At 54.3% G+C, this 19,398-nt stretch carries 19 protein-coding genes; 15 read left to right on the forward strand and 4 right to left on the reverse strand.

The annotated features are described in order from the left end of the window. Positions 1–28: 28 nt before the first annotated feature. The 4 genes from AC13CN_RS06850 to AC13CN_RS06865 are packed head-to-tail and all read left to right on the forward strand — an operon-like array spanning position 29 to position 2,770. Entirely contained in the window at positions 29–511 is a 483-nt protein-coding gene (locus tag AC13CN_RS06850) for a flagellar protein FlhE (RefSeq protein WP_232068198.1), read from the forward strand. A 26-nt stretch (positions 512–537) separates the two neighbouring features. Beyond that, positions 538–1,239, forward strand: coding sequence for an RNA polymerase sigma factor FliA (locus tag AC13CN_RS06855; protein ID WP_044629552.1), 702 nt, complete (start codon positions 538–540; stop codon positions 1,237–1,239). A gap of 39 nt (positions 1,240–1,278) precedes the next feature. Beyond that, complete coding sequence (locus AC13CN_RS06860) at positions 1,279–2,094, forward strand: motility protein A (protein WP_062360455.1); 816 nt, start codon at positions 1,279–1,281, stop codon at positions 2,092–2,094. 4 nt (positions 2,095–2,098) lie between these two features. Continuing rightward, positions 2,099–2,770 carry an OmpA/MotB family protein gene (locus tag AC13CN_RS06865; RefSeq protein WP_062360456.1) on the forward strand — a complete coding sequence of 224 codons (672 nt, stop codon included), beginning with the start codon at positions 2,099–2,101 and terminating at the stop codon, positions 2,768–2,770. A gap of 143 nt (positions 2,771–2,913) precedes the next feature. Here AC13CN_RS06865 and AC13CN_RS06870 read toward each other — a convergent pair whose 3' ends face one another. Continuing rightward, positions 2,914–3,504 carry a hypothetical protein gene (locus tag AC13CN_RS06870; protein WP_058577014.1) on the reverse strand — a complete coding sequence of 197 codons (591 nt, stop codon included), beginning with the start codon at positions 3,502–3,504 and terminating at the stop codon, positions 2,914–2,916. A gap of 194 nt (positions 3,505–3,698) precedes the next feature. On the opposite strand from AC13CN_RS06870, the gene AC13CN_RS06875 reads away from it, so the two are divergent. Together AC13CN_RS06875 and AC13CN_RS06880 are read left to right on the forward strand one after the other, a co-directional pair. Next, the gene (locus AC13CN_RS06875; RefSeq protein WP_054641156.1) at positions 3,699–5,810 is read left to right on the forward strand and encodes an adenosylcobalamin-dependent ribonucleoside-diphosphate reductase; all 2,112 of its coding nucleotides are present in this window, start codon (positions 3,699–3,701) and stop codon (positions 5,808–5,810) included. Positions 5,811–5,868: 58 nt separating this feature from the next. Beyond that, entirely contained in the window at positions 5,869–6,624 is a 756-nt protein-coding gene (locus tag AC13CN_RS06880) for a hypothetical protein (protein ID WP_044629547.1), read from the forward strand. Between the two features lie 9 nt (positions 6,625–6,633). On the opposite strand, the gene AC13CN_RS06885 is transcribed toward AC13CN_RS06880, so the two are convergent. Beyond that, on the reverse strand, positions 6,634–6,801 hold the full coding sequence (locus tag AC13CN_RS06885) for a hypothetical protein (protein ID WP_371858607.1): 168 nt from the start codon (positions 6,799–6,801) through the stop codon (positions 6,634–6,636). A 74-nt stretch (positions 6,802–6,875) separates the two neighbouring features. On the opposite strand from AC13CN_RS06885, the gene AC13CN_RS06890 reads away from it, so the two are divergent. After that, positions 6,876–8,645 (forward strand): hypothetical protein, encoded by a 1,770-nt coding sequence (locus tag AC13CN_RS06890; protein ID WP_128082404.1) that lies wholly within the window; start codon positions 6,876–6,878, stop codon positions 8,643–8,645. A 110-nt stretch (positions 8,646–8,755) separates the two neighbouring features. On the opposite strand, the gene AC13CN_RS06895 is transcribed toward AC13CN_RS06890, so the two are convergent. Continuing rightward, on the reverse strand, positions 8,756–9,676 hold the full coding sequence (locus AC13CN_RS06895) for a bile acid:sodium symporter family protein (RefSeq protein WP_027957952.1): 921 nt from the start codon (positions 9,674–9,676) through the stop codon (positions 8,756–8,758). A gap of 204 nt (positions 9,677–9,880) precedes the next feature. On the opposite strand from AC13CN_RS06895, the gene AC13CN_RS06900 reads away from it, so the two are divergent. The 4 genes from AC13CN_RS06900 to AC13CN_RS06915 all read left to right on the forward strand — a co-directional run bounded on the left by AC13CN_RS06900 (position 9,881) and on the right by AC13CN_RS06915 (position 13,470). Continuing rightward, on the forward strand, positions 9,881–10,795 hold the full coding sequence (locus AC13CN_RS06900) for a cation diffusion facilitator family transporter (RefSeq protein ID WP_035556048.1): 915 nt from the start codon (positions 9,881–9,883) through the stop codon (positions 10,793–10,795). Between the two features lie 113 nt (positions 10,796–10,908). Beyond that, positions 10,909–11,586 (forward strand): DsbA family protein, encoded by a 678-nt coding sequence (locus AC13CN_RS06905; RefSeq protein WP_022521292.1) that lies wholly within the window; start codon positions 10,909–10,911, stop codon positions 11,584–11,586. Then, positions 11,586–12,575: a M23 family metallopeptidase gene (locus AC13CN_RS06910; RefSeq protein ID WP_022521291.1), complete on the forward strand. Its 990-nt coding sequence runs from the start codon at positions 11,586–11,588 to the stop codon at positions 12,573–12,575. The genes AC13CN_RS06905 and AC13CN_RS06910 overlap by 1 nt, the downstream gene beginning before the upstream one ends. 112 nt (positions 12,576–12,687) lie before the next feature. Next, positions 12,688–13,470, forward strand: coding sequence for a ZIP family metal transporter (locus tag AC13CN_RS06915; protein WP_016916429.1), 783 nt, complete (start codon positions 12,688–12,690; stop codon positions 13,468–13,470). Between the two features lie 28 nt (positions 13,471–13,498). Here the strand turns inward: AC13CN_RS06915 and AC13CN_RS06920 are convergent, their stop codons facing one another. Continuing rightward, the gene (locus tag AC13CN_RS06920) at positions 13,499–13,957 is read right to left on the reverse strand and encodes a MerR family transcriptional regulator (RefSeq protein WP_022521290.1); all 459 of its coding nucleotides are present in this window, start codon (positions 13,955–13,957) and stop codon (positions 13,499–13,501) included. 86 nt (positions 13,958–14,043) lie between these two features. On the opposite strand from AC13CN_RS06920, the gene AC13CN_RS06925 reads away from it, so the two are divergent. The 4 genes from AC13CN_RS06925 to AC13CN_RS06940 are packed head-to-tail and all read left to right on the forward strand — an operon-like array spanning position 14,044 to position 19,364. Then, on the forward strand, positions 14,044–16,230 hold the full coding sequence (locus tag AC13CN_RS06925; protein WP_054644987.1) for a heavy metal translocating P-type ATPase: 2,187 nt from the start codon (positions 14,044–14,046) through the stop codon (positions 16,228–16,230). Beyond that, positions 16,227–16,730: a signal peptidase II gene (gene lspA / locus AC13CN_RS06930; RefSeq protein WP_022521288.1), complete on the forward strand. Its 504-nt coding sequence runs from the start codon at positions 16,227–16,229 to the stop codon at positions 16,728–16,730. The genes AC13CN_RS06925 and lspA overlap by 4 nt, the downstream gene beginning before the upstream one ends. A 4-nt stretch (positions 16,731–16,734) precedes the next feature. Then, the gene (gene lnt, locus AC13CN_RS06935; protein ID WP_022521287.1) at positions 16,735–18,267 is read left to right on the forward strand and encodes an apolipoprotein N-acyltransferase; all 1,533 of its coding nucleotides are present in this window, start codon (positions 16,735–16,737) and stop codon (positions 18,265–18,267) included. Positions 18,268–18,320: 53 nt separating this feature from the next. Then, positions 18,321–19,364, forward strand: coding sequence for a L,D-transpeptidase family protein (locus AC13CN_RS06940; protein WP_016916424.1), 1,044 nt, complete (start codon positions 18,321–18,323; stop codon positions 19,362–19,364). The last annotated feature ends 34 nt before the right edge of the window (positions 19,365–19,398 follow it).

Here is a 19,398-nt window from a genome sequence, read left to right on the forward strand (position 1 = left end):
GGTGCATGTGTCGCTCAAGGGGAGAGTTATGCAGAGTTTGGCGAGTTGGGTAAGTAACGCTAAGCAGATGGCTATTGAGGCGTTGATAAAACCTGCAAAGTTGTTAACAGTAAGAAAAATGGGCTGTTTAGGGCTAGTAGCAGGGTTATGGCTTTTCGCGTTGAATACGCAGGCCGCAACCGGCAGTTGGAGCAGCCAAGTGCCTAGTGTGATGGTAGCAATGAGCGACCGTACCAGCAGCAGCCAGGCGATAACCCCGCCAGCGGGCGTCCCACTGCGTAATGCTGTGCTGTCGCGAATTCAATGGCGCTTTGAATCACCGCCGGGAACGCCTGTGAACGCTTGGCTATGTCATCCTGAACGCTGTGTTGCACTATCAGGCATGCGCGGTAGCACGACCGCTCTATCGGGAATGTTGGCGAGCGCACCGCTGTACTTTCGGTTTACGCTGCAGCCAGGGCAACGCCCTGTGCGAGTACAGGGGTTACAAGTGATCGTGAACTATCAGTAAAGGTTGTTAAGCCGCGAGGCACGAGGATGTATACAGCACAAGGCAGGATCAAACAGAGTGAGCTGTTAACTCAATACATGCCACTGGTGAGACGTCAGGCCTTAACGCTGCAGGTAAGGTTGCCCGCGAGTATTGAGCTGGATGATCTGATCCAGGCGGGTATGGTGGGCTTGTTAGAGGCATTAGGGCGCTTTGATGCTGCCCAAGGAGCAACATTTGCTACCTTTGCAAGCCAGCGCATCCGTGGCGCGATGATGGACGAGCTGCGCACTCGTGACTGGCTGCCCCGCAGCGTACGCCGCTCGGCACGGGCGGTAGATGATGCTGTGCGTCGTTTAGAGCAGCAGCTGGGGCGCCCCCCGGAAGAGGGGGAGATTGCCCGTGAACTGGAGATGCCGCTAAGTGATTACCAGCAACTGCTCAACGATACCAATAGCGGGAAATTATTGCCGTTCGAAGAGCTCATTGCGGATGGCGGCGAGCCTGCGGGGGACGACACTCACCGACAGCCGTTTGAACAATTATTGGATGAACAGCAGCGGCAAACGCTGATCGACGCCATTGAAGCACTGCCCGAGCGCGAGAAGCTGCTAATGGCGCTGTATTACCAAGAAGAGATGAATCTAAAAGAAGTGGGCGCTGTGCTCGGTGTCACCGAATCACGGGTTTCACAGCTTCACAGCCAGGCGGTGAGTCGGCTGCGTGCTCGCCTACATGAGACTAATTAATCCTCTCACTCACTAACCATAACCGGCGAGGAGCCGTTGATGAATCCATCTACGCTGATCGGTATATTTGCCAGCATGCTGTTGTTGGTAAGCGTTTTATTTTTTACCGCAGAGTCTCCCGAGAGCTTTATTAACTTACCGGGGCTTGCCATTGTGGTCACTGGCACGCTGGCGGCCACGTTTATCAGCTATCCGCTGAAAGAAGTGCTGCGTGTGGTGCGTCTGGTTGGTTTAGTTTTCCGCCGTGAAAACACCTATGTGCGAGATGACATCAATGAGTTGGTTTCCATGTCGCGCCTTTGGTTTAAGGGGGATGTTAGAGCGGTTGAGAAAGAACTGGAACATACCCGTAATCCGTTTTTGCGCACCGGTATTCAACTGGTCATTGCGAATACAAAAGAGGATGAAATCTTCGACATGCTGCGCTGGCGTATTGCGCGGCTGAAAGCCCGCGAGCATGCTGAAGCCCAAATTTTCCGCACCATGGCCACCTATGCACCGGCCTTTGGCATGATTGGTACTTTGGTAGGCTTGGTCAACATGCTCGAAGTGATGGATGCGGGTGACCTGGAAGTAATTGGGCCCCGGATGGCAGTGGCGCTGTTGACTACTTTCTATGGCATCCTGTTGGCCAATTTGGTGTTTAAACCGATTGCCGTGAAGCTAGAGCGGCGTACGGAAGAGCGCCTTATCACTATGAACATGGTGCTGGAAGGCATTTCGCTAATTACCAAGCGCCGTCTGCCATCGTTTATTGAAGAGACGCTTAACTCCTTCGTAGCGAATTACCACGACGAAATTCGTGACTCGAACGTTAAGCCTCGGCCCGATATGGGTTCCGCATTAAAAGGGTAGCGCCATGCTCGACCGCGACTCACGGCATGCTTTGGAGCTTCCCGCCGAAGTGGGGGAGAGTGACGAGAGCTGGCTGACCAGTTACCTGGATGTATTGACGCTGCTGATTACCCTGTTTGTACTGCTGTTGGCGCTTACGCCATCCGGCGGTGGCGAAGGGAGTGAAAGCAGTATCATGGATCCCTCGAATGCCGTTACGTCACTGCCATTGGCTAGCCTAGCCACAGGAATACTTCCCCGCCACGATGGCTTACATCCCCAAATGGCAGGGCTTGATATCCCTGGAGTGAGTGTCTCCCAGGGGCAAGAGGGCGTTACGCTACGTATTGACGATAGCCTTTTATTTCCCAGTGGCAATGATGTGCTAACGCCCCAGGGGCAAGTTGTGTTAGAACGGCTCTCTCCGGTGCTACAGGCTTTTGATGGTCAAATTTCCGTTGAGGGCCACACCGATAATGTGCCGATCGCGACCGCTCGGTTTCCGTCTAACTGGGAACTCTCAGTGGGACGAGCTATCGCAGTGGTACGCCAGTTAGAGCGGCAAGGTATTGCCATTTCACGTATGCGGGCCGTCGGCTATGCCGACACCCAACCCATGGAAAGTAATGCTACTGCGGAAGGGCGAGCTGCCAACCGACGCGTTGAGCTGTTGCTGAAGCAACAGGTCAAGGGGTAAAGAGATATCTCGAGGCTATCTTCGTGTCGAAGCATCATTCGCTACTGACAGCTGTAAAACGCTGATGGCCCGGGCCGATGCCGCTATGTATCAAGCCAAGCACAGCGGCCGTAATCGAGTAGAGGTTGCGGAAGAGCGTGCGCTTAACCCGGAGGAGCAGGTGCCTCTGTGATAGAGGCGCCGCTACACAGCGACTGCATGCGTTGAATGGCATCGCCAGCACCTTCCAAACTAAAGGTCATGTACCACGGTTCCTGCTCACCCTGGTCAAATCCTAAAAACAGCTGCTCGCCCGACTGCATCTCAGCGATCAGCGTCTCCATATCGCTCAAATAAAAATGGGCATAAAAGCCGTCATCGCCCCGCTCGGTAATAAACTCCGCCATGGTATCGACAATCGGGTTGTCACCAATCCGCAGCCGAGTGGGTACCAGATTCACCGCTCGGCTCTCACCCTGCTGCTGCGCTAGGGTGACGCGCATCTCCAGCCACGGTAAATCACAGACTCCTTGAGTAGCATTTATGCTTAGCGTGGCATCGGAGTAGCTGTGGGTCTCTACAGCACGAAAGTGGCGCTCTTCTCCTAGGGTCAGCGCCATGGATTGCCAGTGCCCATGGGTAGCCACTGTTTCCACATTAAATGTAGCGGCCAATGAAAGGGGAGCTGTGACAAGCAGCATGGCGGTGACGGCGAAAGTTGATGTTTTCAGGAAGTTCATAGGTCGTATCGTCATCGAAAACTTTAAGCCTATAGCGTGTTGGGAATAAGCAAAAGGGCAAGGTGCTGATTTTTCTATATCTAGTGTTGTTGGCATCAAAAAAACGGCCCATATAGTAGAAATTCGGGGCTATACTCCCCTACGATGCCGCGTATAATCGGCCCGTTTTTTAGCGCGATCGCTACCCATCGTGAAGGAGTTTCGTGAACATGAGTACCGCAGCCAAGGCGATGAAGACATCCAGTGAAGTCCCTATGCAGGCTCCATCTAGGGAAATCTGGGATGCCAAATATCGGTTAAAAGATCGTCATGGCCAACCGGTGGATCAAGATGTCGCAGCGACCTTTGAGCGCGTGGCCCGGGCCCTAGCTGCCGTAGAGGGTGAAAAGGCCGATGAGTGGCTACCCAAATTTCGCTGGGCGCTGGAAAATGGTGCTATTCCCGCTGGGCGAATTCTCTCTAATGCGGGAGCCGAAGCCTACAAGCCCGCCGTCAGTCTGATTAATTGCACCGTTTCTCGCACTATTCGTGACTCTATGCGCGATATCCTCGACTCCGTGGTCGATGCGGGTATGACATTGAAGTCGGGCGCCGGTATTGGCTACGACTTCTCGACCCTGCGCCATAAAGGTGCCTTTGTGTTTGGCGCAGGAGCGGGCACCAATGGCCCGCTGGCGTTTATGGATATCTACGACAAGATGTGCTTCACCGTGGCCTCGGCCGGAGGCCGTCGCGGTGCCCAGATGGGTACCTTCGATGTGGGGCACCCGGACGTGCGCGAGTTTATTCAAGCCAAGCGCGAAGCAGGGCGGCTGCGTCAATTTAACCTGAGCCTACTCATTACCGATGAGTTTATGGAAGCGGTGAAGCACAACGCCGATTGGCCGCTGGCCTTCCCACTGCATCCTGGTGAGAAAGAGGATGTGAGCGTCGAAGAGGTGATTTACCGCGACTGGCCGGTGGTGGAAGAGGGCTACACGGTGGATGCCGAAGGGCGCGTGGCCTGCCGTGTTGTCGAGGTGATTAAAGCTCGCGAGTTGTGGGACACGATTATGTCCTCCACCTACGACTACGCCGAGCCGGGCTTTATCCTAATCGATCAAGTCAACCGCATGAACAACAACTGGTTCTGCGAAGATATCCGCGCGACTAACCCCTGCGGCGAGCAGCCACTACCGCCAGAGGGCGCTTGCCTGCTGGGCTCGGTCAACCTGACCAAGTTTGTGATCGAACCGTTTAGCGCCGAGCCGCGGTTTGATTGGGAGCGCTACCGTAAAGTCGTGGCGATTTTCACCCGTATGCTCGACAACGTGGTGGAAATTGCTGGCCTGCCGCTCCCCCAGCAACAGCGCGAAATTGAAGCCAAACGCCGCCACGGCATGGGCTTTTTAGGTCTTGGTTCGACCCTGACCATGCTGAAAATTCCCTACGGCTCTCAGGCGTCGCTGACGTTCACTGAAGAGGTCAGTCGTCATTTGGCGTTGGAAGGGTGGAAGCAGGCGCTGGAGCTTTCTAAAGAGAAGGGCATGGCGCCAGTGCTTGAAGAGGAGCACACCATTACGCCTAAGATGATGCGCGAGCGCCCTCAGCTCGCCAGCGACGGCTACGAGGTAGGCGACAAGGTGCCGGGGCGGATTCTGCACGCCCGCTACAGCCAGTACATGGCCAAAGTGGCCGAGCTTGAGCCGGAGCTGGTGGCACAGCTGGCCGAGCACGGCGCGCGGTTTACCCACCACAGCTCGATTGCCCCCACGGGTACCATCTCGCTCTCCATGGGCAACAACGCCTCTAACGGGATCGAGCCGTCGTTCTCCCATCGCTATTTCCGCAACATCATTCAGTCCGGTAAAAAGACCAAGGAGCAGGTGGAGGTCGTGTCGTTTGAACTAGCGGCCTACCGCCACTTTATCGCTGCCGATGCGGTAGAGAGCGATCTGCCGGATTACTTTATTACCGCTGACGCGGTCACTCCCGAGCAGCACGTCGCCGTTCAAGCGGCAGCTCAGCAGTGGGTGGACTCGGCGATTTCCAAAACGGTCAATGTACCCACCGAGTTCCCCTTTGAGCAGTTCCAAGACCTCTATCTGCAGGCCTACGAGAGCCGTTTGAAAGGTTGCACTACCTTCCGCTTTAACCCGGAAGCCTTCCAAGGCGTGTTGGTGCGTGAGGATGACCTGAAAAACACCACCTATGTGTTTGAGCTGGAAAATGGTGAAACCCTTGAGCTAACCGGCGATGAGAAGGTGCTTTACGACGGTGAAGAGCATAACGCCGCTAACCTGTTTGATGCCTTGAAAGAGGGCACCTACGGCAAATGGTAATCGTAAGCGCAAGCAAGGCTTAGCTTGATGAGCTGTCTAAAGAACTGGGGAGTACGTTATGGCGGTTGAAATTACGTCGAAAATTGTCGGTTACCGTATTAAGCAACAAGGGCAGCCCGCGCCTGCACCGGAGCTACCAGATGAAGACCCATTAACGGTCCGCATTCCATCGCGCCCGGAAGGCACACTGGAAGCAGTGTCTGAAAAAATCTCTTATGTGGGGGCTGAAGGGCGCAAGAAGGTCTACTTGCTGGTCTCGTTTATGCCAGTGGAAGGCGTGATTGGCGGCCAGCGTGTGGTGATTGAGCGTCCGGTGGAGTTCTTCTTTCCCTCGGGCCAGCTCTCCAGCGAGCACCAGTGGATTACTGCGACCATGCGCAGCCTGTCGCTTGCAGCGCGTGGGGGCTATGTCACTCAAGCCGTGGCAGACCTGCGCAAAGTCGCCTGGGACAAAGGCTTGGTACGCTGTGGCATGAATCGCTGGAACAAGCCTATGTTTCACGACTCGGAAGTGGCGGCGATTGCTTGGTCGATTCAGCAGATTCTCTATCGGCGTGGCTTTCTGGATCAGGACGGCCACCAAGTGCCGGTGGAGACGCTGGTTGCACGCTATGCGCACCGCATGCAGCATGGACATGCCTGGCAGCCGGAGGAGCCCCCGGCGGCTGAAGACTCTGCCGGCGCATCGTCTTCTGGTGAAGCAAGCGGTGGCCCCGCTACGGTAGGCACGTGCCCTGAGTGTCGGGGTGATTTGATCATGATGGATGGCTGCCCAACCTGTTATGCCGGGTGCGGCTGGTCAAAGTGCGGCTAGCCGCTGGCATCACTCGTCAAATAACGGCCTGACATTATCGGTAAGGTAGCAGTCATCAAATTCCCCTTCCGTGGCCAGCGCTTCAAGGTTGGGGATTGAGACATGATGGCGGTCGCGAAACACCAGCCCATCTTCGCTGAGCGCACTAAAAGTACGGATCACGTGTACTGGTGTCATTTCCAACAATTGTTGCGACTAAACAATAATTGCTGCGACAATCTCTATGTTGAGTTTACATAGAGTGCGCCTTTGTGACCGTTTCTCTTAAACAATCCAGAACCTTTAGCTTCCATGATGGCACCCTAAAAAACGAGGCAGAGCGCTTGGTCGTTTGGTGGTACGGGCCTATATTTAAGAACAATCGCTTACGAAGCGTCCCTAAAATCCATATCTTCTTAAGAACCATCGACCATGAAAATAACTTAGGAGGCGTGATGAGACGTGAGACTGTCTTAACGCATCTTGGGCTATTGAGAATAGGGTCAGTATGGGAAAAGGGCGTGAGTAGCTCGCGTATTGCCTACGAGGAAAGAAAATTCTCCGTTTCTTTTTCTCCAGGCGGCTGGCGAATTGTCACCTTAGATGATTTACGACAATCAGGACGAAGCCTCTATACCGCTTTTCATGACTCGAACTACTTACCCCAGAAAAATCAGCACAAAACATACCTGATTGAATTTGACCTTCCAGATGGCAAACACTTGCTCATCCCTTGCACAGAATTTTTTATTCGCGTTTACGGCCGATCTTCTGAAATCAAGCGAGTGCTCGCCACTTACCCTTGGGAAGAAGTCAAAAAACGTCTTTATCGACCGCTTGATGCGCCTGCATCCCCAGGTACGTGGCCTGTCAAATTTACCTATCATGTTCATAAACACGATGCCATTTTGCTCGCGCATATGTTGTACGATCCGTATGCCAAGCGCGCTGCAAAATATATATATTCACAATTTGAAACCAGCTCCACGCCAGATGAGATGCTTTTAAAAGCCACCCCATGGTTTCAAGGCAGCGGGGAAATCTCTGTTTCTGGCGTTCCAATTGATGGTGGCAACACATTCCTAGGCTTGCAGATATTAGGCTGTACGCAGCCCGATGGTGCCACGATCCACCGCGAAAGAGAGAAGTCAACGACAGTACCAGCCACCGATGGCGATGATGCTCCCACTCAATTTCCCTATCATCAGCTTCAAGACATCCCCGATGTCATTGACCTGACGGATGATGAAGAGCCCGACCATGGCTCTTCTTGGCTAGACCTTCCTGAGGACGAATTCGTTATTTTAGGTAAGCCTCGCGCCGTCTTGGATAAACGATATACTCGAAAAAATGTGCCCGATACACGAGGCGTCCCCGTTCCGGGTGACGAAACTATTTTCTCCACTGGGGAGCCGCATGGATCAGGAAAAGGGGTCGGACAGGCCTCTATTCATGCTCCTATTACACTGGAATCACAGGGCTTTCTACGTGATATGTGGAATGCGCTTCTCTATTTGCAATCGGCCTATCCCGAAACGATTCGTGGCGTTAGCTGGTTTACCTTTGAAGACGGCTTTAGCACTTCCCCCGACCCTCGGTTGATCAGCCTCGAACCTTTCGAAATAGACGAGGAGGTGGAAACGTCAGTCGCTAATTGGGTTTACATTGATACTCAGACCAAGGTACCTCGCGGGGTGCTCGTCGTTCGGGTGCATGTGTTAGATCAAACGCTCTATCTCATGGAGATCCAACGACGCCCTCCAAAACCCAGAGCTGGCGGTAGCGAGGAGGCATCCAAGCCTCCTTCCTATAAAGGTTTAGTCTTCACGCTGAGCCACCAAGGCAGCTTCGAGCAGTGGTTACGCCAAGTGCTGTCTAACGTGCGGCACGTAGAAGGTGTTGTCCAAAAACTAGTTGGTCACTGCCCAGGATTCGCCGATACGTTCAAGCACCCTAAATCCAAAAAGGAACAGATACCCTGCGAAGCCTCTGTGTTAAATGCTTTTAGCAAGGTCAGTATTGGTCGCAGTGACTTAGCATAGGTACTATTTGCCACCTTTATGAGTAGCGGTGTCTGTTTTGTCGCTAAGAGCAACCTGTACACCCCGTGTGCAGGTTGCTCTTCTGACGAAGAGCCGATACGGCCATCCCTTCAGTGGCGGGCGAGGATCTTCGCTGCGATGGGCGAAGTGATCATTTGAATCACGGCAAAAAAAGCGGCTGGAATTGCGATCTCTGATGGCAAGCCAGAAGCAGCGACAAACGCTGCAGCGATGCTGAATTCCTTTTTACTGACCGTGAAAAGATAGGTAATCACCTCTTTGCGATCAGAGGTGAGTAACCGTGAGGACATACCTACCAGGTACCCAATCAAATTGAGGCACAGGGCCGCGCCCGCAATCACAAACGCATACCAGCCATAGCCAATGATCGTGGTGGCATTCGGCCCGACCACGGCGAGTAGGATCAGCAGATACAGAATCGACCCTATCCCTGCATACGCTGAATCATGCCGTGCAAAGAAAGCCGAGAACCTTGTACGCAAGCTGACCCCAATCACGGTAGGAAGAAGCACGATTAGTGTTAATTCAAGAATAATTGATCCAAGCGGCACGTCTAACTGAAGGCCGGTGAGCCATAAAAACAGGAAGGGAACAATAAACGGACATAACGCGGTGTTGACTGCGTTGAAAACAGCGGCAAGCGCCACATTGCCTTTCGCCATCAGTACCAAAAGAGGAGAAGACACATCTGTCGGCAGCGTGCCGAGCAAGGTTTGGCCAGCAGCCAGCGGGCCGCTTCCAAAAAATAGACGGCCCGTTAGCCACCCGGCAATCGACATAGGCCCATAGACCAGCCCCAATGCCAACAACTGCCGTGACGGCTTTCGGAACACGATGCGCACTGCATGCGCATCGAATGTGAGGCTGATAATCAACATCAGTAATGCCAGTAATGGCCCAATCGCGAACTTAAGCATTATTCCGGTGGCCGGAAAGAGTAAGCCTCCCCCCGCGACGACGATTACAAACCAGACAAGGTGCGCCTCGACAAAATAAATGAATCTACCCATGGTGGATTGGACGTTACCGGTTGAAGTGGATTGAGCCCCGCACCTAAAACATGATCACCTTCGGCCCAGCACACAAAGGCTCCTTGGTAGCTAGGGACGTGCTTCCCAATCCAGCGATGCAAATAGATAATGCTCAAGGGTTGAAGCTTTAGTTGCTAGAGGTTTTATAGTACCAAGAACAGATAATTCGAGAGAGGGTAACAGATGGGACATCATCATGATCATCCCCACATTGATCCTGCCTCTGGCGACCGGCGCGTCAGCATCTCCATTTGGGCCAATGGGCTCTTAACCATCGCTCAAATCGTCGGTGGCATTATGGCGGGGAGCCTATCGCTGATCGCTGATGCGTTACATAACTTTTCTGACTTGGCAGCATTAGTCATTGCCTTTGCTGCTCGTAAAATCGCCAGACGGCCTGCCGATGTGCATATGACCTTTGGCTATGGCCGCATCGAGATAGTGGCAGCACTCATCAATTACACCACCCTCATTATTGTCGGTGTCTACCTGATTTACGAAGGCGCTATGCGGATGGTCGATCCCCCTGAGATAGAGGGATGGACGATCGTGATTATTGGTGGCGTCGCGCTCGTCGTCGATGCCCTTACCGCCATGCTCACGTGGTCAATGCAAAAAGAGAGTGTCAATATCCGCGCCCTTTTTCTGCATAACTTATCGGATGCGTTTGCCTCCATCGCCGTGATTATCGGTGGTTCGCTTATTTTACTGTACGACATGCGCTGGGTAGACCCCGCGATCACGATAGGGATTGCGCTATATATTCTTTACCTAGCCTTCTCTGAAATTGGCGGCCCTATCCGTACGCTAATGCTGGGATCTCCCCCGGACATTGACGGGCAGGCAGTCGTTGAGACCGTACGAGATATCGAGGGAGTCCAGGATATTCACCATGTGCATCTATGGCAGATGCAGGAAAACATGGCAGCCCTTGACTGCCACGTGGTTCTGACAGAAACCGGCTGGCAGCAGCTTGAATCCGTCAAAGCAGAGATCAAGGAGCAGCTTAAAATGCGCTTCAGTATTGCTCATTCCAGCCTAGAGTTTGAGCATAGTGACCACGCGCATCAAAATGCCAATCTATATGGGCATGAGTGACAGACCGAGGCCGGCTCCCAGCTCAGGTAGATAGCGAGCAGCTTACTCCCATAGCGATTGGCTTATTTTTCAACCCTACTTTTCCACCCCATCGTTGAGACAGAGAGAGAAACATGTTCAAAAAAGCGTCTTTTATATTGGCCGGTACGTTAATGCTGACCGCTGCGATCGTCGCCGTATCGAAGCCTGCCCTCTTAGACATGCAAGCTCAGGCAGCAAAAGAGAGCGGTGTCCAGGCCGAGGACTCCTTGGTGCGTTCACACTCCCCCATCTTGGGACGAGAAGACGCGCCGGTGACGATTGTGGAATTCTTCGATCCGGCTTGCGAAGCCTGCCGTGCTTTCTATCCCCTGACAAAAAGTATTCTGGAAACCTACCCAGAAAAAGTGCGGCTCATCGTGCGCTACACTCCTTTCCACGGCGACGTATCGGACAAGGCCATTCGGGTATTAGAAGTTGCTCGTCGTCAGGGCGTCTTTGAACCGGTACTGGAGAGGCTGCTGGCTCGCCAGGATCAATGGGCTTCACATGGCAGTTTTGATGAATCCGCTATCCTCGATATCGCGAGCCAAGGAGGCCTTGATTTAGCGGCTGCCGAAGAGCAACTGACTTCTGCTGAGGTGCAGGCGGTGATTGACCAAGACATGGCGGATGTCAGAGCCAATCAGATTCGCCAAACACCTACCTTTTTTGTCAATGGCGAGCCTTTAGACCCCTTTGGTATGCAAGAGCTGATTGATGCCGTCGAGAGTGAAGTAGCGGAGATCTCTGGGGAAGAGGATGGCCAGTGATGCAGCGCTGGTGGTTACTAGGCTTGGTGGGCTTTTACCCCTTGCTAGCCGAAGCCAATTGGCAAACGCATCTGTCATTGCCTCCGTCTGAACTTAGCCCTGTCAAGTTACAGGCGGCTAGCGAGCAAGAAGGCACATTACCGCTCGATAGCGTTGATACCCTAACCTTTGGGCGTGATGTCGTCATTGATACCACCCTCTACGAGGCCTTGGCAGCAGAAGGTGTCCCAACGCGTTTCGCCACTAAACTGGAAACACTGCTCAGCGAGTTTATCGCAGCGCCGCTGGAGTTTTCTGGCAGTGAACGTATTCAATTAGTGTGGGAGGAAGATCGACGCCAGGACGGCGCCCGTGTTGGGCCACCACGCCTCAGTTATGCCGCTCTGCCTGATCAGGCAGAGCCCTTGGAGGTCATATGGCCGGTCACCCAAAAGGGGGACGTAGCTCTTTTCAAAAGCGACACCCTGCTAGGCACGTTGCGGTTGCCCGTGCTTAGTGCCCGCTTAACGTCTCGCTTTGGGAATCGGCGACATCCTGTGTATGGAGGGATGCGTCCTCATAATGGAATTGACTTGGCTGCGCCGACAGGAACGCCGGTCATTGCCACCGCACCTGGGCGCGTATTCTTTATGGGTCGCCAAGGGGGATATGGGCAGGTGATCGAGGTGGAGCACGACACAGGGGCCATTAGTCGCTACACACACCTTAGCCGATTCTCCCCACAGCTAGTGGTTGGGGATTTAGTCAATGCGGGAGAGTCGCTCGGAGAGGTAGGTTCCTCCGGGGTCGCCACGGGCCCCAACCTGCATTACGAAGTGAGAGTCAATAACCAGCCTGTTGATCCCCTTGGTCAAGGTCAACGCATCATGTTGGGTGAGCAGCCGACTCAAGGTGAATATCAAGCGTCACTTTACGAGGCAAGAGATCGCTTGGAACAAGCTATCGGCACGGCGTCCATTTATGACTTGATCTCGTTTAACGAGCCGTAACCACCCGTGCTTAGCAACGTTGCATGGATTGTTAGTAACGTGAACGTGTGCTTGCCTCGTTATGGAACCCTAGCGCTGTGATCACTCATCTACCACAAGACAGGTAATCGGTATGGAAGAGGTTTCTCTCGTCACAATGGGGGTATTGGGAAGCCTTGCCGCGGGCTTGATGACGGCTGTCGGGGCGCTTCCTATCTTGTTTACCAAAAGACCGAATCGTGGTGTTCGCGATTTAGCGTTGGGGTTCGCCGCTGGCGTCATGCTAGCGGCCTCTTTCTTCTCACTGATCATACCCTCCTTAGAAGCCTCGGAGCTGCGTTACGGAGGTAGCGTGGTACCTGCTGCCATTGCCTGTGCGGCCATCTTGCTAGGGATTGGAATGGTCGCACTACTGAACGAACTCTTACCTCATGAGCACTTCGAACAGGGGCGAGAAGGGCCAGAGGCTGCCTCACTACGTCGTATCTGGTTGTTTATTATTGCCATTACGATACACAACCTGCCAGAGGGGCTGGCCGTTGGCGTGGCCTTCGGCGCAGGGGGAAGCGAAGGAGGCATTCCACTAGCGATTGGCATTGGACTTCAGAATGCCCCAGAAGGACTGGCCGTAGCAGTATCACTGCTAGGCGTGGGCTATTCACGTTGGCGGTCATGGACGATTGCCGCCCTTACGGGGCTTGTTGAGCCGTTAGGTGGCTTATTAGGCGCTGGAGTCATCAGCATGTCACAAGCGCTACTGCCCTGGGGGTTGGCCTTTGCAGCGGGGGCGATGTTGTATGTGATCAGTCATGAGATTATTCCCGAAACTCATCGAAGCGGGCACCAAAAAAAGGCCACGCTGGGCCTCTCCATCGGATTGGTACTCATGCTGTTTTTGGATGTTTCGCTGGGCTAACCATTGGGCGTGGGGCGTAGCGTTAGTGCTAACCCAAGTCGTGAGCCCCTCCGTGCGATTTTTCAGTGATACAGAGCTGATGATCACTGATGACCTCAATGATTCGGCAGCTTTCCACTTTACCACCGGCACACTGTGTGACCATCCGTTGAAGCTCCTCACGCAGTATGGACAGTCGTTGAAGGCGGGACTCCACTTTCTTTAGGTGATGCGTGGCGATGGCATCGACTTCTTGGCAAGGCATATCAGGTTGATCTGACATGGCCAAAAGCTCTCGCACTGACTCCACCGAAAAGCCAAAGTCACGGGCATGACGAATAAAGGTCAAGCGCCGCACAGCGTCGTCTCCATAGCGGCGCTGCCCCCCACCGGTTCGTGTCGCATCGCGCAACAGCCCAATACGCTCGTAATAGCGAACCGTTTCAGGTTTGCAATCGGCTCGTCGTGCTAACTCACCAATGCTGATACTTTGGCCGATCATCGACATGGTAAAACTCCTTACGCAGGGCTTGAAGCTGTAGTTGCCACAAGGTTTACACTTAAAAACCATAGCCCATTGGCAGGAGAGGCACCATGAAAACATCAACGCCGACAACAGCGCCTACCACCTTGACGCTGCGTGTTGAAGGCATGGACTGCGGCGGTTGTGAGCGCAAGGTTGTGTCGGCGCTAGAGCGACTGGAAGGCATTGAGGAAGTCACGGCAAGCTCGGTCACGGGATCAGTGAAGATTCACCACCACGATCACGGGGCCCCCTCGCGAAAGACCATTGAGGGCATCCTGAACGAACTAGGCTATCAAGTGGCTTCCCATGATGGCCAAACACGCGCATCTGGTGCTTCATCCTCTTGGTGGCAAACCGCTAAAGGGCGCTTGGTCATTATCACAGGAAATCTGCTGATAGTGGCCTTCGCGCTTCGTTTAGCATGGCCTGCGCTGGGTAATATGCCTTTCATTTTGGCCACGCTAGTCGGCTTAATACCCATTGCGCAGAGTGCCTGGGGCGCCCTCAAAATGCGCAATCCCTTTACCATAGAGATGCTGATGTGCATCGCTGCGCTTGGCGCATTGGCCATCAATGCTGCTGCTGAAGCTGCGATGGTCGTGTTCTTGTTCGCCGTAGGTGAGCTACTCGAAGGGGTAGCTGCGTCACGGGCGCGCCGCAGTATCTCAGCCTTGGCAAACTTAACACCCTCAACGGCGAGGCTGATGGACAACGGCCATCTGCGTGATGTCTCGGCGGAGTCACTTAAACCCGGTCAGCGTGTGCTGGTGCGGCCCGGTGATCGCGTACCCTGCGATGGACGCATCCTGGTGGGCACCTCCGACATTGACGAGTCGCCGGTAAACGGCGAGTCCATACCTCGTTCGCGAGCGCCTGGTGATGACATTTTTGCTGGCACAGTGAATCTTGATGCCGCCCTGGAGGTGGAGGTAACACGAGGCGCTGATGACAATACGATCGCACGCGTTATTCGTCTGGTTGAAGAAGCACAGGCCGCCAAGGCACCGATAGCACGCTTTATTGATCGTTTTGCGTATTACTATATGCCCGCCGTCGTCTTACTCGCCCTACTGATGGCGATAGTGCCACCGCTGGTATCGACCATGGCATGGTCGGAGTCGATTTACCGTGCGTTAGCATTGCTGTTAATCGCATGCCCCTGCGCGTTAGTCATTTCCACCCCAGCCGCCATCGCCGCCGGTCTCTCGGCGGGAGCTCGGCGCGGACTACTGATCAAAGGGGGAGCCGTTCTTGAACAGTTAGGTAAGCTTCGCTTGGTGGCATTAGATAAAACGGGCACCCTCACTGCGGGTACCCCAAGAGTCACAGATGTGGAGTCTTGGATTGCTGAGGAAGACGATAACAGCGTATTGCGGCTCGCCGCCGCAATAGAGCGGGATTCCAGTCACCCTATCGCCACGGCTATCGTTGAGCATGCCCGACAGTCGGGCATCAACCTCCCCACCGTCACCGGCGGCCGCGCTCTGGCGGGGCGCGGTGTTTCCGGCCAGGTGGAGGGTCGCGAGCTGAGCTTAATGACGCCTCGTCACCTTCACGAGAAAGTCATCCTTGAGGAAAGTCTCAGTGCTCGGATTGTCGCGTTAGAAGAAGCCGGTAAGAGCCTCGCTCTCCTCGTCGAAGGCGAGCGTTTACTGGGCTTGATCGCGGTTCGCGATGAGCCACGCGAAGATGCCATTGAAGGCCTAGCGGCGCTATCCCGTTTAGGCGTACAGGCGGTCATGCTCAGCGGTGATAATGCCCGCACCGTCGCTGCCACGGGGGGTCGCTTAGGCATTGAAGCGTACGGCGAACTAATGCCTGAAGACAAGGCAGCGTATGTTCGAGACTGGCAAGCGGCTGGCCGTGGCCCCATCGGTAAAGTAGGCGATGGCATCAACGATGCACCGGCACTCGCGGCAGCCGATGTGGGTATCGCGATGGGGGGCGGCACGGATGTGGCGTTGGAAACCGCCGATGCAGCCTTGCTCAAGAACCGCGTTACCGGCATCGCTGAGCTGATAGACCTCTCTCGTGCCACGCTGCGCAATGTGAAAACCAACGTTGTTCTCGCCCTTGGCTTAAAAGCCATTTTCCTAGTTACAACGGCGCTGGGTATTACCGGCATGTGGATTGCGGTGATGGCCGATACCGGTGCTACCGTCCTGGTGACGTTGAACGCCATGCGACTGCTGGGTTACCGCTTTTCGCCCAGTACCGCAATGACAGGCCTGTCACAAGGAAAAGTAACCTCATGAGAACAGTGCAACACGATAGCCCTTCACGTCGCTGGCCATGGTTCACATTAGCTTGCGTGATGGCTCTAGCCGATCAACTGGTCAAGGAAATTGTGCATGCTCAGATGTCGTTTGGCCAAGTCATTCCGCTAACGCCGTTTTTTAACTGGGTTTATACCGGGAACACAGGAGCCGCTTTCAGCTTTCTCGCAGAAGCAGGGGGTTGGCAGCGCTACCTCTTTCTTGGTTTAGCGTTGGTGGTGGTCGTCGTATTGGTTGTGCAGCTATGCAAACCCCTGTCGCGCTTGGAGGCCTGTGCGTACAGCCTGATTCTTGGCGGCGCGCTCGGTAATACTGTTGATCGCTTAGCGCGAGGGTACGTCGTCGACTATCTGGACATTTACTGGGGCGAATGGCATTGGCCCGCCTTTAACATGGCCGATATCGCGCTATTTGCCGGTGTATTGATGTTCGCGGTGGCGTTATGGCGTGAAAGTCCTGCTTTTAAGCGCTCTGAGTAACGCTATGGATGTGGTCGATAAAGATAAAGAATATACGCTTTTTGCTGGGCGCTCCTCACCAATAGTCGATTGCGTTGTAGCGCTCGCCGCTGGGGTGCTGACCACCTTGAGTGCCGCCCCCTTTTCCCTATGGTGGCTTGGCCCAGTGGCCGTGGCACTGGTCTATTGGAAGATACAGTTGCTAACGCCCGCCATGGCCACCCTGCGTGGGTGGTGCTATGGGGTAGGCCTGTTCGGTTCAGGCACGTCGTGGGTCTTCGTTGCTATTCACGATTTCAGTGGCACCGGGGCCTTGGTGGCGATGTTCCTCACCACTCTTTTTGTCAGCGTCCTGGCGCTCTTCTTTGCAGTCCCCTTTGGGCTCTATCGACGCATCACGGGGCCACGGTTCGCCTTTCTTAGCTTTGCCGGTATGTGGGTGGTGAGCGAATGGCTACGCACTTGGATGCTCACCGGCTTTCCCTGGTTATTGCTGGGCACCTCTCAGATTGATTCTCCACTAGCCCCATGGGCGCCCGTTGGTGGTGTGTACTTGCTGTCACTCATGACCGCGCTGACAGGTACGTTAGGGGTAGAGGTACTGCGTCGCCGCTGGAGTTTCCTTGTCCCAATGGCCGCCTTGTGGATCGTTCCATTCCTATTGCCCGCCCAATGGACAACCCCGGCTGGCAAGCCCATCCGGGTGGCATTGCTGCAAGGGAATCTTGACCAGCGCATTAAGTGGACTGCCCAAGGGCAGCGCGAGGCGATCAGTATCTACACGGCGATGACACGGGAGCAAGCAAGGGATATCGATCTCATCGTTTGGCCCGAGGCAGCCCTTCCCATGCTTGAGCAGGAAGCACAGCAAATACTTGAGCAAGTAGCGTCCGACCTGGGGCCTGACACCGCCTTGTTGACCGGCATTTTGCAACGCGACAGTGAAGGGCGCTCTTATAACAGCGTCATAGGGCTAAATGATGTGCAGGGCGAATACCAGAAGGCGCACTTGGTGCCCTTTGGCGAGTATTTGCCATTCCAAAGTCTCCTCGCTGGCACCCTTGCTTTTTTCGACTTGCCAGTACCTCGCCTGACCCCAGGGTCAGGCGAACAGGCTCCGTTACACGTGGCTGGAGCCACCATTGGCAATGCCATTTGTTACGAAATCATTTTTGCCGACCATGTCGCCCAGCAGGCGCGTAATGCCGAGCTGCTATTAACGGTTTCCAACGATACGTGGTTTGGGCGTTCCATTGGCCCACACCAACATCTTCAAATGGCGCGTCTACGTGCCTTAGAAAATGGTCGTCACCTACTTCGAGCTACCAGTAATGGCGTGACGGCCATCATCGATTCACAAGGTCACGTCACAGCCCGTGCCCCACAGTTTGAACAGGCCAGTTTAACGGGCGAGGTGACCCCGATGCAGGGCCTAACTCCTTTCACACGCACCGGTAGTGGCCCCGCTTGGATACTCGCTGCGGTGCTGACACTGCTCGGGTTACAACTGAACTTATCTCGATCAAAAAACGACGCATTAGATGAAAAAGGAACCTAGCGATGCTCTTGGCAAAGAACGCAGCAATACTTAAGAGATTCCTCCCATGGCCAATGCAGATCGGCTTCATCGTGAGTGTGATGGTTTCGTTTCTGGCATGGCTCCCTGTCGCCATGGCGGCACAACCTTCCACTGCCCAGGAGACGGAATGGCCCAAGGGGCATTACCCGCTACCTGAGGAAGGCAATATTATCGGAGAGGCTGACACCTTCATCGTGAAGAATTACGAGGATACTCTGATTGATATTGCCAGACGTCACAACCTTGGCTACCAGGAGATTGTACGTGCTAACCCAGAGGTCAGTATTTGGGTGCCCGGAGTGGGTACTGAAGTAACCATTCCAGGACGCTTCATCCTGCCGAATGTCGAGCGTACTGGGGTCGTCATCAATATCGCCGAGCTGCGGCTTTACTACTACCCAGATGTCAAAACCGGTGAGACACCGCGCGTTGAGACCTATCCTATCGGCATCGGTCGCGAAGGGTTTGATACACCCCTTGGTGTGACCGAGACCACCATGAACATTAAAAACCCCGCATGGTACCCGCCTGAGTCGGTAAAACGTGAAGCGGAAGCACGCGGCGAAACCGCACCAAGCGTTGTACCGCCCGGCCCCGATAACCCGCTAGGAGACCATGCCATCATCCTAGGCTTCGATGGCTATTTGATTCACGGCACCAACCAGCCCGATGGCATTGGCATGCGCGCAAGCCGAGGTTGTATCCGCATGTTACCCAAAGACATCGAATCTATATTTGACCGCATTCCACCCGGCACCCAAGTCAACATCATCAATCAGCCGATCAAGATAGGTTGGGAAGGCGGTCAGCCGCTGATTCAAGCCTTTCCGCCGCTTGGAGAAGAAGAGCACAGTATGACCGCACTCACAGAGACCATGACACGCCTTAACCAATACAATGTCGATAACGTAAACCTCGATTACGAGCAGCTCAGCGATGTCCTGTCACTCTCTAACGGGCTTATAACCCCACTACATCCAAAGCAGGAACAGGAGCCACAGCGCCACAGCCCAGAAGAGAAGGCTATCAAGGGCATTTATGAAGACCTGGTTTTGACGTCATCTCAACGGTCATGACACGCCTTTTGGCACCCCGTTGAGCCCTGGCATA

This window comes from Vreelandella sp. L-25 (assembly GCF_056857535.1).

Excerpts from the sequence above, each read along its gene's own strand:
- AC13CN_RS06850 (WP_232068198.1), top strand. The coding sequence starts at position 29 with ATGCAGAGTTTGGCGAGTTGGGTAAGTAACGCTAAGCAGATGGCTATT.
- AC13CN_RS06855 (WP_044629552.1), top strand. The coding sequence starts at position 538 with ATGTATACAGCACAAGGCAGGATCAAACAGAGTGAGCTGTTAACTCAA.
- AC13CN_RS06860 (WP_062360455.1), top strand. The coding sequence starts at position 1,279 with ATGAATCCATCTACGCTGATCGGTATATTTGCCAGCATGCTGTTGTTG.
- AC13CN_RS06865 (WP_062360456.1), top strand. The coding sequence starts at position 2,099 with ATGCTCGACCGCGACTCACGGCATGCTTTGGAGCTTCCCGCCGAAGTG.
- AC13CN_RS06870 (WP_058577014.1), bottom strand. The coding sequence starts at position 3,504 with ATGACGATACGACCTATGAACTTCCTGAAAACATCAACTTTCGCCGTC.
- AC13CN_RS06875 (WP_054641156.1), top strand. The coding sequence starts at position 3,699 with ATGAGTACCGCAGCCAAGGCGATGAAGACATCCAGTGAAGTCCCTATG.
- AC13CN_RS06880 (WP_044629547.1), top strand. The coding sequence starts at position 5,869 with ATGGCGGTTGAAATTACGTCGAAAATTGTCGGTTACCGTATTAAGCAA.
- AC13CN_RS06885 (WP_371858607.1), bottom strand. The coding sequence starts at position 6,801 with ATGACACCAGTACACGTGATCCGTACTTTTAGTGCGCTCAGCGAAGAT.
- AC13CN_RS06895 (WP_027957952.1), bottom strand. The coding sequence starts at position 9,676 with ATGGGTAGATTCATTTATTTTGTCGAGGCGCACCTTGTCTGGTTTGTA.
- AC13CN_RS06900 (WP_035556048.1), top strand. The coding sequence starts at position 9,881 with ATGGGACATCATCATGATCATCCCCACATTGATCCTGCCTCTGGCGAC.
- AC13CN_RS06905 (WP_022521292.1), top strand. The coding sequence starts at position 10,909 with ATGTTCAAAAAAGCGTCTTTTATATTGGCCGGTACGTTAATGCTGACC.
- AC13CN_RS06910 (WP_022521291.1), top strand. The coding sequence starts at position 11,586 with ATGCAGCGCTGGTGGTTACTAGGCTTGGTGGGCTTTTACCCCTTGCTA.
- AC13CN_RS06915 (WP_016916429.1), top strand. The coding sequence starts at position 12,688 with ATGGAAGAGGTTTCTCTCGTCACAATGGGGGTATTGGGAAGCCTTGCC.
- AC13CN_RS06920 (WP_022521290.1), bottom strand. The coding sequence starts at position 13,957 with ATGTCGATGATCGGCCAAAGTATCAGCATTGGTGAGTTAGCACGACGA.
- AC13CN_RS06925 (WP_054644987.1), top strand. The coding sequence starts at position 14,044 with ATGAAAACATCAACGCCGACAACAGCGCCTACCACCTTGACGCTGCGT.
- lspA (WP_022521288.1), top strand. The coding sequence starts at position 16,227 with ATGAGAACAGTGCAACACGATAGCCCTTCACGTCGCTGGCCATGGTTC.
- lnt (WP_022521287.1), top strand. The coding sequence starts at position 16,735 with ATGGATGTGGTCGATAAAGATAAAGAATATACGCTTTTTGCTGGGCGC.
- AC13CN_RS06940 (WP_016916424.1), top strand. The coding sequence starts at position 18,321 with ATGCAGATCGGCTTCATCGTGAGTGTGATGGTTTCGTTTCTGGCATGG.